The sequence below is a fragment of the Streptomyces sp. NPDC037013 genome (assembly GCF_055607265.1).
Window position 1 is genome coordinate 483,293 of sequence record NZ_JBVJRV010000007.1, and the last position, 12,118, is coordinate 495,410.

The 12,118-nt window shown below is 73.1% G+C and carries 11 protein-coding genes and 1 riboswitch; of the genes, 7 read left to right on the plus strand and 4 right to left on the minus strand.

Annotated elements, in window-relative coordinates:
• Window positions 1-85: 85 nt before the first annotated feature.
• A complete protein-coding gene (thrC, locus tag ACZ7DY_RS27565) occupies window positions 86-1,405 on the minus strand; it encodes a threonine synthase (RefSeq protein WP_471139534.1) in 1,320 nt (439 codons plus the stop codon).
• Window positions 1,399-1,569, minus strand: a riboswitch (SAM riboswitch). (Overlaps the previous gene by 7 nt.)
• Window positions 1,570-1,726: 157 nt before the next feature.
• On the opposite strand from thrC, the gene ACZ7DY_RS27570 reads away from it, so the two are divergent.
• Both ACZ7DY_RS27570 and ACZ7DY_RS27575 read left to right on the plus strand, forming a co-directional pair.
• Window positions 1,727-2,671 carry a glucosyl-3-phosphoglycerate synthase gene (locus ACZ7DY_RS27570; protein ID WP_471139537.1) on the plus strand — a complete coding sequence of 315 codons (945 nt, stop codon included), beginning with the start codon at window positions 1,727-1,729 and terminating at the stop codon, window positions 2,669-2,671.
• A gap of 145 nt (window positions 2,672-2,816) precedes the next feature.
• Complete coding sequence (locus tag ACZ7DY_RS27575) at window positions 2,817-4,232, plus strand: alpha,alpha-trehalose-phosphate synthase (UDP-forming) (RefSeq protein ID WP_471139540.1); 1,416 nt, start codon at window positions 2,817-2,819, stop codon at window positions 4,230-4,232.
• A 33-nt stretch (window positions 4,233-4,265) separates the two neighbouring features.
• Here ACZ7DY_RS27575 and otsB read toward each other — a convergent pair whose 3' ends face one another.
• The 3 genes from otsB to ACZ7DY_RS27590 are packed head-to-tail and all read right to left on the minus strand — an operon-like array spanning window position 4,266 to window position 6,702.
• On the minus strand, window positions 4,266-5,138 hold the full coding sequence (gene otsB, locus ACZ7DY_RS27580) for a trehalose-phosphatase (RefSeq protein WP_471139542.1): 873 nt from the start codon (window positions 5,136-5,138) through the stop codon (window positions 4,266-4,268).
• A gap of 19 nt (window positions 5,139-5,157) precedes the next feature.
• Window positions 5,158-5,400, minus strand: a complete 243-nt coding sequence (locus ACZ7DY_RS27585) for a DUF3263 domain-containing protein (protein WP_471139544.1) — start codon at window positions 5,398-5,400, stop codon at window positions 5,158-5,160.
• A gap of 36 nt (window positions 5,401-5,436) precedes the next feature.
• On the minus strand, window positions 5,437-6,702 hold the full coding sequence (locus ACZ7DY_RS27590) for an ABC transporter substrate-binding protein (RefSeq protein ID WP_471139546.1): 1,266 nt from the start codon (window positions 6,700-6,702) through the stop codon (window positions 5,437-5,439).
• A gap of 262 nt (window positions 6,703-6,964) precedes the next feature.
• Between ACZ7DY_RS27590 and ACZ7DY_RS27595 the strand changes: the two genes are divergently transcribed.
• From ACZ7DY_RS27595 to ACZ7DY_RS27615, 5 genes are all read left to right on the plus strand, one after another.
• Window positions 6,965-7,858, plus strand: a complete 894-nt coding sequence (locus ACZ7DY_RS27595) for an SIS domain-containing protein (protein WP_471139548.1) — start codon at window positions 6,965-6,967, stop codon at window positions 7,856-7,858.
• Between the two features lie 122 nt (window positions 7,859-7,980).
• Window positions 7,981-8,955, plus strand: coding sequence for an ROK family protein (locus tag ACZ7DY_RS27600; RefSeq protein WP_471139551.1), 975 nt, complete (start codon window positions 7,981-7,983; stop codon window positions 8,953-8,955).
• On the plus strand, window positions 8,955-10,109 hold the full coding sequence (nagA, locus tag ACZ7DY_RS27605; protein ID WP_471139553.1) for an N-acetylglucosamine-6-phosphate deacetylase: 1,155 nt from the start codon (window positions 8,955-8,957) through the stop codon (window positions 10,107-10,109). The genes ACZ7DY_RS27600 and nagA overlap by 1 nt, the downstream gene beginning before the upstream one ends.
• A gap of 158 nt (window positions 10,110-10,267) precedes the next feature.
• Window positions 10,268-11,206: a 1-phosphofructokinase family hexose kinase gene (locus tag ACZ7DY_RS27610; RefSeq protein WP_471139554.1), complete on the plus strand. Its 939-nt coding sequence runs from the start codon at window positions 10,268-10,270 to the stop codon at window positions 11,204-11,206.
• A gap of 53 nt (window positions 11,207-11,259) precedes the next feature.
• Window positions 11,260-12,108: a class II fructose-bisphosphate aldolase gene (locus ACZ7DY_RS27615; protein WP_471139557.1), complete on the plus strand. Its 849-nt coding sequence runs from the start codon at window positions 11,260-11,262 to the stop codon at window positions 12,106-12,108.
• The last annotated feature ends 10 nt before the right edge of the window (window positions 12,109-12,118 follow it).

Here is a 12,118-nt window from a genome sequence, read left to right on the forward strand (position 1 = left end):
AAGGGGGCGCGCCGCGGGGGCCGCCCCTCCAGGGCGCGGGGAACTGCGCGACCAGCCGCAGCCGTCCCGCAAGGACGTTACGGCCTCAGCCGGCGAGACCCGCGGAGCGGAACGCCTCGAGGCTCGGCTTGATGGTCGCCGTGGCCTGCGAGGTCTCGGCGACGGCGTCCAGCGTCTTGAGTCCGTCCCCGGTGTTCAGCACGACCGTGGTCAGCGTGGGGTCGATGAGTCCGGCCTCGACGAGCTTCCTGGTGACGCCGACGGTCACGCCGCCCGCGGTCTCCGCGAAGATGCCCTCCGTGCGCGCGAGGAGCTTGATCGCGTCGACGACCTGCTCGTCGTTCACGTCCTCCACCGCCCCGCCGGTGCGGCGCGCGATGTCCAGGACGTACGGGCCGTCGGCGGGGTTGCCGATGGCGAGCGACTTGGCGATGGTGTTCGGCTTCTGCGGGCGCACCACGTCGTGGCCGGCCTTGAAGGCGGCGGAGACCGGCGAGCAGCCCTCGGCCTGGGCGCCGAAGATCTTGTACGGCTTGTCCTCGACGAGGCCAAGGGCGATGAGCTCCTTGAGTCCCTTGTCGATCTTCGTGAGCTGCGAACCCGAGGCGATCGGGATGACCAGCTGGTCGGGAAGGACCCACCCCAGCTGCTCGCAGATCTCGTACGCGAGGGTCTTGGAGCCCTCGCCGTAGTACGGCCGCAGGTTGACGTTGACGAAGCCCCAGCCCTCGCCCAGCGGGTCGCCGATGAGCTCGGAGCAGAAGCGGTTCACGTCGTCGTAGTTGCCCTCGATGCCGACGAGCTCGCCGCCGTAGACCGCGGCCATGACGACCTTGCCCTGCTCCAGGTCGTGCGGGATGAACACGCAGGAGCGGAAGCCGGCGCGGGCTGCGGCGGCGCCGACGGCGCCCGCGAGGTTGCCGGTGGAGGAGCAGGAGAGGGTGGTGAACCCGAAGGCGCGGGCCGCTTCGAGGGCCTGCGCGACGACACGGTCCTTGAAGGAGTGCGTGGGGTTGCCGGAGTCGTCCTTGACGAACAACTTGCCTTGTTGGATGCCGAGTTCGGCGGCGAGGTTGTCGGCCTTGACGAGCTTGGTCCAGCCGGGGTTCAGGTTGGGCTTGTCGGCGACGTCGGCGGGGACGGGCAGGAGGGGGGCGTACCGCCAGATGTTGGCGGGGCCGGCCTCGATCTGCTTGCGCAGGGCTTCCGGGTCGCCGAGCGGCAGGTCGTACGCGACTTCGAGGGGGCCGAAACACTCGACGCAGGCGAAGATCGGGCCGAGGGGGAACGTGGTGCCGCACTCCCGGCAGGAAAGACCCGAGGCGGGGCCGAGGTCTACGGAAGAGGTGGTGCTTTCGGTGGCGACAGTCTGCACAGCCATGGAGGCGAGGCCCTTTCTCCTCATCTTCCTCGCGACGCATCTCGCCGCGAGACGGAATTGGCACCTTCCCGAGCCGGGAGCCTCGCGGCGCTGTTCGCGCGCACGGTGACACTGGCGTCCTGCGACGCGCGGCTGGGTGGTTGCCGGGGCTTCAACGGGCCGTATCCCTCTGCCCCTCTGGATGAGCGGTATTCGATTGTGGTCCAGCAGTTGTCGATCTCGAACGCGGCGGCGACCCCGACATGCGATGGCCACCGGCGTTGTTCAAGACTGTAACCGAAGCCCCGGACCCTTGAGATAGTCGTCCGAACCGCGAGATGGATCACATATGGGAGGACCGCGACCGTGCTGGAAGAGGTCGAGCAGTGGCTGAGCAGGCGTTCCTGGTCCGTCGCCGACCGGCCGTCGGAGCTGCTGCTCGCGGCCAAGCGCGCCTCGGGCACCTCGGTGAGCGTCGTGCTCCCCGCGCTCGACGAGGAGGAGACGGTCGGTGCGATCGTCGCCGAGATCCGCCGCGAGCTGATGGAGAAGGTGCCGCTGGTCGACGAGCTCGTGGTGATCGACTCCGGCTCGACGGACCGCACGGCGCGGGCCGCCGCCGAGGCGGGCGCCCGGGTCGTGCACCGGGACGAGATCCTGCCGCGCATCGCGCCCGTGCCGGGCAAGGGCGAGGTGCTGTGGCGGTCGCTGCTCGTGACGGGCGGGGACGTGGTCGCGTTCGTCGACGCCGACCTGCGGGAGTTCTCCGCGGACTTCGTCTCGGGGATAGTGGGCCCGCTGCTCACCGACCCGGACGTGGCCTTCGTGAAGGCGATGTACGACCGGCCGCTGGGCGAGGCGGCCGGGCAGGGCGGCCGGGTGACGGAGCTGATGGCGCGCCCGCTGCTGAACATGCACTGGCCGCGCCTCGCGGGGTTCGTCCAGCCGCTGGGCGGTGAGTACGCCGCCCGCAGGTCGCTCCTGGAGCGGCTGCCGTTTCCCGTCGGGTACGGCGTGGAGCTGGGGCTGCTCGTGGACGCGCTGCACACCGTGGGTCTGGACGCGCTCGCGCAGGTGGACGTGGGGGTGCGCAGGCACCGGCACCAGGACGGGCAGGCGCTCGGCCGGATGGCGGCGGCGATCTACCGCACGGCGCAGCTGCGGCTCGCCCGCGGCCATCTCCTGCGTCCCGAGCTGACGCAGTTCGAGCGGGGCGATGGCGGGTTCGTGCCGCGGACGTACGCGGTCGACACGGAGGAGCGGCCGCCGATGACCGATGTCGCGGAGTACGCGCGTCGCCGCGTGGCGTAACCCGCGCCGATCATGCGCTCTGCCTACATTGCCCGTCGCGGGTGATCGGCGCCGGGGCCGCCCGGCACGCGACACATCCGGCCGGGCCGTACGCGGAGCGGGGCCGTACGTTTGCCCGACCCCGTCACGGGCTACGTTTTGCCACATGGTCTCCGAGTCCGCATCGTCAGCAGCGCAGGTCCTGGTCGCGTCCAACCGCGGCCCCGTCTCGTACACGGTCGGGGAGGACGGGGAGCTCACCGCCAAACGCGGTGGCGGCGGCCTGGTCTCCGGGCTCAGCGCCATCGGTGACTCCGCCGACGACCCCGCCGCACTGTGGGTGTGCGCGGCGCTCGGCGACGGTGACCGCGAGGCGGTGCGGCGCGGCGTCGGCGAGCCCGGCGTCCGGATGCTGGACATCGACGCGGACGTCCACGCGGACGCGTACAACGGCATCGCCAACTCGGTGCTGTGGTTCGTCCACCACATGCTCTACCAGACGCCGCTGGAGCCGGCCTTCGGACCGGAGTTCCGCGCCCAGTGGGCGGCGTACGAGACGTACAACCGCGCCTTCGCCGAGGCGCTGGCCGCGGAGGCTGCGCCCGGCGCGGCGGTCCTCGTGCAGGACTACCACCTGACGCTGGTCCCCGGCATGCTGCGGGAGCTCCGCGACGACCTGCGCATCGGCCACTTCTCGCACACCCCGTGGGCGCCCGTCGACTACTTCCGGATGCTTCCGGACGACGTGTCCGAGCAGCTGCTCAACGGCATGCTCGGCGCCGACCGGCTCGGCTTCCTCACCGGCCGGTGGGCCGACGCGTTCACCGACTGCTGCGTGCGGATCCTCGGCGGTACGTCGGGCACCCGGATCGGGGTGCACGGGCTCGGCGCCGACGCGGACTTCCTGCGGGAGCGCTCGCGGCGGGACGACGTCGAGGAGCGGATGCGGACGCTGCGCGAGCAGGCGGGCCGGCAGGACGGCGAGGACCGCAGGCTGATCGTGCGGGTGGACCGCACGGAGCTCTCCAAGAACATCGTCCGCGGCCTGCTGGCCTACCGGGAACTCCTGGAGACCCGCCCCGAGTGGCGCGAGCGCGTCGTGCACGTCGCCTTCGCCTACCCCTCCCGGCAGGACCTGGCCGTCTACCGCGAGTACACCGCGGAGGTCTCCCGCGTCGCCGAGTCGATCAACGCCACGTACGGGACGCCCGGCTGGACCCCCGTCCTGCTGCACGTCGACGACGACTTCGCGCGCTCCCTCGCCGCCTACCGCATGGCGGACGTGGCCCTGGTCAACCCCATCCGCGACGGCATGAACCTCGTCGCCAAGGAGGTCCCCGTCGTCTCCGACGAGGGCTGTGCGCTGGTCCTCTCGCGGGAGGCGGGCGCCCACGAGGAGCTCGGCGAGGACGCCCTCACCGTCAACCCGTACGACGTGTCGGCCACGGCACAGGCCCTGCACGCGGGCCTCGTGATGCCGGCGGCGGAGCGCGCCGAACGCACCAAGCGGCTGGCCGCCGCGGCGACCGCGCTGCCGCCCGCGCAGTGGTTCCTGGACCAGCTGCACGCCCTCACCGGCTGACCGGCCCCCCGGCCCGCCCGCCGTCGGCGCCGGTCAGGGCAGCCGGGCCGCGATCGCCGACAGCAGCCGCACCACCCCGGCCGGGCCGTCCACCACCAGGTCGGCCCGGTCGGCGAGCTCCGCGACCTCCGCGCTGCCGCTGCACACCAGCAGCCCCGCGACACCGTCCGAGCGGAGCTTCTCCACCGCGCCGAACGCCGGCAGGTCGCCCAGGTCGTCGCCGGCGTACAGGACGGACTCGGCGCCCACCTCGCGCAGATACCCGGCGAGGGCCACCCCCTTGTCCATGCCGGGCGGCCGCAGCTCCAGGACCATCCGGCCCGGCTCGACGATCAGGCCGTGCCGGGCCGCCAGCTCGCCGAGCGGTTCGCGCAGCGCCTCGTAGGCGGCCTGCGGGTCCTCCGCGCGCCGTGTGTGGACCGCGACGGCGCGGCCCTTCTCCTCGATCCAGGTGCCGCGCCAGGCGCCGATCGCGTCCAGGTACCCGGGGAGTTCGGCGCGCACCGCCGCGACGCCGGGGTGCGGCTCGGCGGCGTGCACGGTGCCGGAGACGGCGTCCCAGCGCTCGGCGCCGTAGTGCCCGAGGACGACGAGGTGGTCGAGGCCCGGCACGCCCGCGAAGCCGCCGTAGCGGACGGCGACGCCCGCCGGGCGGCCCGTCACCACGGCGACCGACCGCAGGCGGGGCGCGAGCGCGGCGAGCGCGGGCACCGCGTCGGGGTGGGCGCGGGCCTGCTCGGGGTCGGGCACGATGGCGGCGAGCGTGCCGTCGAAGTCCAGCGCCACGACGGCCCGTTCGGGCCGGTCGAGGAGCGCGGCGAGGCCGTCGCGTCCGGCGGGCGTCACGGGCTCGGGCAGGCCGGGACGTGCGGGCTGGTCGGACTGCGCGTACGTAGGGTCACCCATGGGCCCGACCTTAACGGCGTCAGCGCTCGTCGCGCCGCGAGTCCCGCACCCGGCGCAGCCGATTGACCGTAATCGGGTCGTGGGCGAGGGCCCGCTCGTCGTCCAGGAGGGCGTTCAGGAGCTGGTAGTAGCGCACCGGCACCATGCCGAGCTCCTCACGGATGGCGCGTTCCTTCGCCCCCGGGCCCGGCCACTGGCGCCGTTCGAGGGCGAGGACGGCGCGGTCCCGGTCGGAGAGCTCCCGCGGTTCCTGAGGGTTCATGCCGACACGTTATTCGGCTCGCTCCGCTTGTTCCGCTTACTCCGCGTTCTCCTCGGAGACCGCGCGGTTCTGGATGCGGCCGAGGACCGAGTCGGGGCTGGCGCCCTTCTCGACGGTCTTGCCGATGTTCTTCTTGATCTCCGCGGAGACCTGCGCCCAGGACGTCTTGCCCACCGGGTAGAGCTGCGAGGTCGGCAGCTCCTCGAGGAACTTGCCGAGCGCGGTGTGGCCGCGGTCGGCGGCCATCGCCTGGGACGCGGAGGTCGTCACCGGCAGGATGTCGTACTCGTTCGAGAAGTCGAGCACGTTCTTCTTGCTGTAGACGTAGTCGAGGAACTTGCCGGCCTCCTTGCGGTGGCCGTTCTGCTTGAACGCCATCATCCAGTCGGCGACGCCCATGGTGGCCTGCGCCTTGCCGTTGACGCCCGGTGCCGGCACCATGCCGAACTTCACGCCCTTCTTGGCGGCCATCTTCATTAGCGTCGGGTGGCCGTTGAGCATGCCGACCTCGCCGCGCGCGAACGCCGCGAAGGCGTCGGCGCGGTTCAGCTCGCCGGGCGGCGTCGGGCCGGTCAGGCCCTCGCCGACGAGGTTGTCCCTGAGCCAGCCGAACGTCTTCGCGTTCTGCTTGGAGTCGATGTCGTACGAGCCGACGTTGTCGGTGTAACCGCCGCCGCCGCTCAGCATCCACATCAGCGTCTCGGCGGGCGCCTCCTCGGGACCCAGCGGCAGCGCGTACGGGATCTTCACGCCGCGCGCCTTGAGCACCTTCGCGTCCGCCTTCAGCTCGCTCCAGCTCTCCGGCGGGGTGAGGTGGGCGTCCTTGAACAGCTTGGTGTTGTAGAAGAGCAGGCGGGTGGAGGAGGCGAACGGCATGCCGTACTGGATGCGGTTGACCTCGCCGGCCTGGGAGAGCGGGGCCAGGAAGTCGGCCTGGGTGGCGATCGAGAGGAGCTCGTCGGCCTCGTAGAGCTTGCCCTGCGCGGCGTAGTCGGCGTACGCGCCGATCTGCGCCAGGTCGGGGGCCTCGCCCTTCTTGACCATGTCCTTGACGTCGCGGTCCACGTCGTTCCAGGAGCGGACGGTCACGTCGACCTTGATGCCGGGGTTCTCCTTCTCGAACCCCTCGACGACCTTGGCCCAGTACTTCTCGGAGCTGTTCGCCGCGGAGTCGCCGTAGTCGGCGGCCACCAGTTTGAGGGTGACGTCGCCGGAGTCGCCGGGACCACCGCAGCCGGCGAGCACGCCCGCCATGCCCAGTGCGGCCACCGCCGCGGTCAGTCCTGTCACGCGCCGCTGCACAGCTGTCCCACCCTCATTGCTTCCGCGATCCGGGGCTCCTCGGCCCCCATGCTCTTGAACTGCGAGTTTCCCCCGAGTCCGGACACAAGGTCTACACCACCCGCGTATCACTTGTGCAACGGCCTCCGCGGCGGGCGGCCGCCGCCCCCGTCCGGGGGTCCGCCATTGCCGCGCGCGGCCGGTGGCTGCTATGCACGTCACGTTCATGCACAGCACACCGGAAACCCCGCACCAGTCCCGCACTGACGAGGAGCCTTGGCGCATGTCGCGTACCGCAGCAGAAATAGCCACCCAGCCCGCCTGCTGGCGACGGGCGGTGGAGGCGGCCGCCTCCTTCGACGGGCTGCCAGGGCCGGGCGAGCGGGTCGCCGTCACCGGGTGCGGGACGTCGTGGTTCATGGCCATCGCGTACGCGGCGCTGCGTGAGGCGGCCGGTCTCGGCGAGACGGACGCGTTCGCGTCGTCGGAGTTCCCGGCCGGGCGTACGTACGACCGGGTCGTCGCCATCACCCGGTCCGGTACGACGACGGAGGTCCTCGACCTCCTGAACCGCCTGAAGGGCTCCGTCCCCACGGTCGCCCTCACCGCCGACCCGAAGACCCCGGTCATGGACGCGGCGGACGCCGTCGCGGTCCTTGACTGGGCCGACGAGGAGTCCGTCGTCCAGACCCGCTTCGCCACCACGGCGCTGGCCTTCCTGCGGGCCGGGCTCGGCGACATCCCCGGCCTGAAGACGGTGACCGAGGCGGCGCTCGACGCGGAACTCGCGGTGACAGAGCCGCTGCCGGCCTCGGTGGTCGGCGCGGAGCAGTGGACGTTCCTCGGCCGCGGCTGGACGTACGGGCTGGCCCTTGAGGCGGCGCTGAAGATGCGGGAGGCCGCGGGCGCCTGGACGGAGTCGTACCCGGCGATGGAGTACCGCCACGGGCCCATCTCCATCACCGGACCCGGCCGGGTGGCGTGGATGTTCGGCACGCTGCCGGACGGGCTCGCGGGTGACGTCGCCCGGGTGGGCGGGGAGCTGGTCGCCCGCCAGGAGGCCGACCCGCTGGCCGACCTCGTCCGCGCGCAGCGGCTCGCGGTGGCGCTCGCGGAATCCCGCGGCTACGACCCGGACCGGCCCCGCAACCTGACGCGGAGCGTGATCCTTTCCTAGGCCGGTCGTCCCCCGCTCCCCCGCTCCGGACGCACCCGTACGGGCGGAGGGGGTGGGGCGGCGCCGAGGTCTGCCCCGAATGGACTAGACCTCTCGCGGGGTGACGCGCGAGACTGTCCCCCGTGAGACACGTCATCGCCCTCGATGTGGGCGGCACCGGAATGAAGGCCGCCCTGGTCGGGGCGGACGGCACGCTGCTGCACGAGGCGCGCCGCCCCACCGGACGCGACCGGGGCGCCGACGCCGTGGTCGAGTCCATCCTCGGCTTCGCCGAGGACCTCCGCGCCCACGGCATCACCCACTTCGGCGAACCCGCCGCCGCGGCCGGCGTGGCCGTCCCCGGCATCGTCGACGCCGAACGCGGCATCGCGGTGTACGCGGCCAACCTCGGCTGGAGCGACGTCCCGCTCAGGGACCTCCTCAGCACCCGCCTGGAAGGCGTCCCCGTCGCCCTCGGCCACGACGTCCGCACGGGCGGCCTCGCCGAGGGCCGCATCGGCGCGGGCAAGGGCGCCGACCGGTTCCTGTTCGTCCCCCTCGGCACCGGCATCGCCGGCGCCATCGGCATCGGCGGCGCCATCGAGCCCGGCGCCCACGGCTCGGCGGGCGAGATCGGCCACATCGTCGTACGCCCCGGCGGCCCGCCCTGCGGCTGCGGTCAGCGCGGCTGCCTGGAGCGCCTCGCCTCCGCCTCCGCGGTGAGCCAGGCCTGGGCGGCGGCCAGCGGCGACCCGGACGCGGACGCCGCGGACTGCGCGAAGGCCGTGGAGTCCGGCGATCCGCGGGCCGAGGAGGTCTGGCAAAACGCCGTCGACGCCCTGGCCGACGGCCTGCTCACCGCCCTCACCCTGCTGGACCCGCGGACACTGATCATCGGTGGCGGTCTGGCCGAGGCCGGGGAAACGTTGTTCACGCCGCTGCGGGCCGCCGTCGCGGCGCGCGTCGTCCAGTTCCAGACCCTGCCGGACATCGTCCCCGCGGCCCTCGGCGACACCGCCGGGTGCCTGGGCGCCGGCCTGCTCGCCTGGGACCTCGTCGACCGGCAGACCGACCCGAAGAACGCTCCGCACACCGACCCCACGGAGGTAGCCACCTGATGGCCGCTAGCAAGGTTCTCGCCGGTGCCAAGGTGGTACTGCCCACCGGAACCCTCACGGACGGCCGCGTGGTCGTCGACGGCACGCGCATCGCGGACCCGGGCACCGCCCCGGCCGGCCCCGCGGACGCCGGGACCGTCGACCTCACCGGGCACTGGGTGGTCCCCGGCTTCGTCGACCTCCACAACCACGGCGGCGGCGGCGCCTCCTTCACCTCCGGCACCGTCGAGGACGTGCTCAAGGGCGTCCACACGCACCGCCTGCACGGCACGACCACCGTGGTCGCCTCCACGGTCACCGGCGAGATGGACTTCCTCGCCCAGCGCGCCGGGGTGCTCTCCGAACTCGCCGAGCAGGGCGACATCGCGGGCATCCACTTCGAGGGCCCCTTCATCTCCCCGTGCCGCAAGGGCGCCCACAGCGAGAGCCTGCTCAGGCACCCCGACCCGGCCGACGTCCGCAAGCTGCTCGACGCCGCCCGCGGCCAGGCGAAGATGTGCACCCTCGCCACCGAGCTGCCGGGCGGCCTCGACTCCGTACGTCTCCTCGCCGAGCACGGCGTCATCGCGGCCATCGGCCACACCGACGCGACGTACGAGCAGACGGTGGAGGCCATCGACGCGGGCGCCACCGTCGCCACGCACCTCTTCAACGCCATGCCGGGCCTCGGCCACCGCACCCCGGGCCCGATCGCCGCCCTCCTGGAGGACGAGCGGATCACCGTCGAGCTGATCAACGACGGCACCCACCTGCACGCGGCCGCCTTCGAGCTGGCCTTCCACCACGCGGGCGCGGACCGCGTCGCGCTGATCACCGACGCGATGGACGCGGCGGGCTTCGGCGACGGCACGTACATGCTGGGCCCGCTGGAGGTCGAGGTGAAGGACAGCGTGGCGCGGCTCGTCGAGGGCGGCTCCATCGCGGGCTCGACCCTCACCCTGGACCGGGCGTTCAAGCGCTCGGTGACGGTCGACGGGCTCTCCGTCGAGGACACCGTCCGCGCCATCTCCGCCAACCCGGCCCGCCTGCTCGGAATGGACGACCGGGTGGGCTCCCTGGAGCCCGGCAAGGACGCCGACCTGGTGGTCCTCGACGCCTCGTTCGACCTCAAGGGCGTGATGCGCAAGGGCGAATGGGTGATTGAGCCCTTTTAACCCCCTCCGGCGCCCCGGCGCCGCCCGCTGACAACCCCATCCGGACACAAGGCGGTTGGCCCTGACCTCTGGGCCAACCGCCTTCTGTTTGGCATGATCAGAACCCGGGAAACGCCGACGGCACGCGCGTACGAACAGGCACTTCGGGGGTGGTACGAGTGATCCTCACCGTCACGCTGAACGCCGCGCTCGACCTCACCTATCGCGTCCCCGCCCTCGTCCCGCACGCCTCGCACCGCGTCACCGAGGTGACCGAGCGCCCCGGCGGCAAGGGCCTGAACGTCGCCCGCGTCCTCGCCGCCCTCGGCCACGACGTGACGGTCACCGGTTTCGCGGGCGGCGACACCGGGCGCGTCCTGCGCGAGCGGCTCGCCGCCGTACCGCGCGTCACCGACGCCCTCGCCCCGGTCGCGGGCGCCACCCGCCGCACCCTCGCCGTGGTCGACGCGGCGACCGGTGACACCACCCAGCTCAACGAGCCGGGCCCGCCCGTCGCCCCCGCCGAATGGGCCGCCTTCCTCGACTCCTACGAGGAGTTGGTGCACCGCGGCGGCCTCCACGCGGTCGCGCTCTGCGGCAGCCTGCCGCCCGGCGTCCCGGTCGGCGCGTACGCCCTGCTCATCCGGGCCGCACGCGCCGCCCGCGTCCCCGTCCTGCTCGACACGAGCGGGGAGCCGCTGCGCCGCGGCGTCGCCGCCCGCCCCGACGTCATCAAGCCCAACGCCGACGAGCTCGCCGAGCTGACCGGCTCCCACGAGCCGGCCAGGGCCACCCGTGACGCCCGCCGCAGGGGCGCGCACGCCGTGGTCGCCTCGCTCGGCGCCGACGGTCTCCTCGCCGTCACCCCGGACGGCACCTGGCAGGCCCGGCCGCCGTCCCGGGTCCGCGGCAACCCGACCGGCGCCGGTGACTCGGCGGTCGCGGGGCTCCTCTCGGGCCTCGCCGAACACCTTCCGTGGCCGGACCGCCTGGCCCGCGCCGTGGCGCTGTCGGCGGCGACGGTGGTGGCGCCGGTGGCGGGTGAGTTCGATCCCGTCACGTACGAGGAACTGCTGCCACGCGTCGCGGTCGCCGCGGCCGTGTCCGCACCCACATAGAGCCGTATCCGCACCGCACAACGGGGTACAGCGCCCCGGGAATTGGGGAGCACGTGCCACTGGTCAGCACCGGCGAACTCGTCTCACGGGCCCGCGAGGCGGGTCACGGCGTCGCCGCGTTCAACGTCATCACGCTGGAGCACGCGGAGGCGGTGGCACTGGGCGCGGAGCGGGCCGGGCTCCCCGCGATCCTGCAGATATCGGAGAACGCCGTGACGTTCCACGGCGGCCGGCTCGCCCCGATCGCGGCGGCGACGGCGGCGGTGGCCCGCGCCTCGTCGGCGCCGCTCTCGCTCCACCTCGACCACGTCACGGACCCCGAGCTGCTGCGCGCCGCGCACCCGGAGGGCTTCAGCTCGGTGATGTTCGACGCGTCGAAGCTGGCGTACGGCGAGAACGTGAAGGCGACGGCGGACGCGGTGCGTTGGGGCCACGAGCGCGGCATCTGGGTGGAGGCGGAGCTCGGCCGGGTGGGCGGCAAGGCGGGCGAGGCGCCGCTGGACGCGCACGCGCCGGGTGTGCGGACGGATCCCGCGGAGGCCGCCGCGTACGTGGCGGAGACGGGCGTGGACGCCCTCGCGGTGGCGGTGGGCTCCTCGCACGCGATGACGGAGCGCACGGCGTCCCTGGACCACGAGTTGATCGGTGCCCTCGCGGCAGCCGTGCCGGTGCCCCTCGTCCTGCACGGCTCAAGTGGCGTACCGGACGAGGAGATCCGCCGCGCCATCGCCTCCGGCATGGTGAAGATCAACGTCGGCACGGCCCTCAACACCGCGTACACGGGCGAGGTCCGCGCCTACCTGGCCGCCCACGAGACGGGCGTCGACCCCCGGAAATACCTCGCCCCGGCCCGCGAGGCGATGGCCGGGACGGTGGCGGGGTTCCTGGGGCTGCTGAAGTGACCCGGGAAGA

Excerpts from the sequence above, each read along its gene's own strand:
- ACZ7DY_RS27575 (WP_471139540.1), top strand. The coding sequence starts at position 2,817 with ATGGTCTCCGAGTCCGCATCGTCAGCAGCGCAGGTCCTGGTCGCGTCC.
- thrC (WP_471139534.1), bottom strand. The coding sequence starts at position 1,405 with ATGAGGAGAAAGGGCCTCGCCTCCATGGCTGTGCAGACTGTCGCCACC.
- nagA (WP_471139553.1), top strand. The coding sequence starts at position 8,955 with ATGGCCGCTAGCAAGGTTCTCGCCGGTGCCAAGGTGGTACTGCCCACC.
- ACZ7DY_RS27585 (WP_471139544.1), bottom strand. The coding sequence starts at position 5,400 with ATGAACCCTCAGGAACCGCGGGAGCTCTCCGACCGGGACCGCGCCGTC.
- otsB (WP_471139542.1), bottom strand. The coding sequence starts at position 5,138 with ATGGGTGACCCTACGTACGCGCAGTCCGACCAGCCCGCACGTCCCGGC.
- ACZ7DY_RS27595 (WP_471139548.1), top strand. The coding sequence starts at position 6,965 with ATGTCGCGTACCGCAGCAGAAATAGCCACCCAGCCCGCCTGCTGGCGA.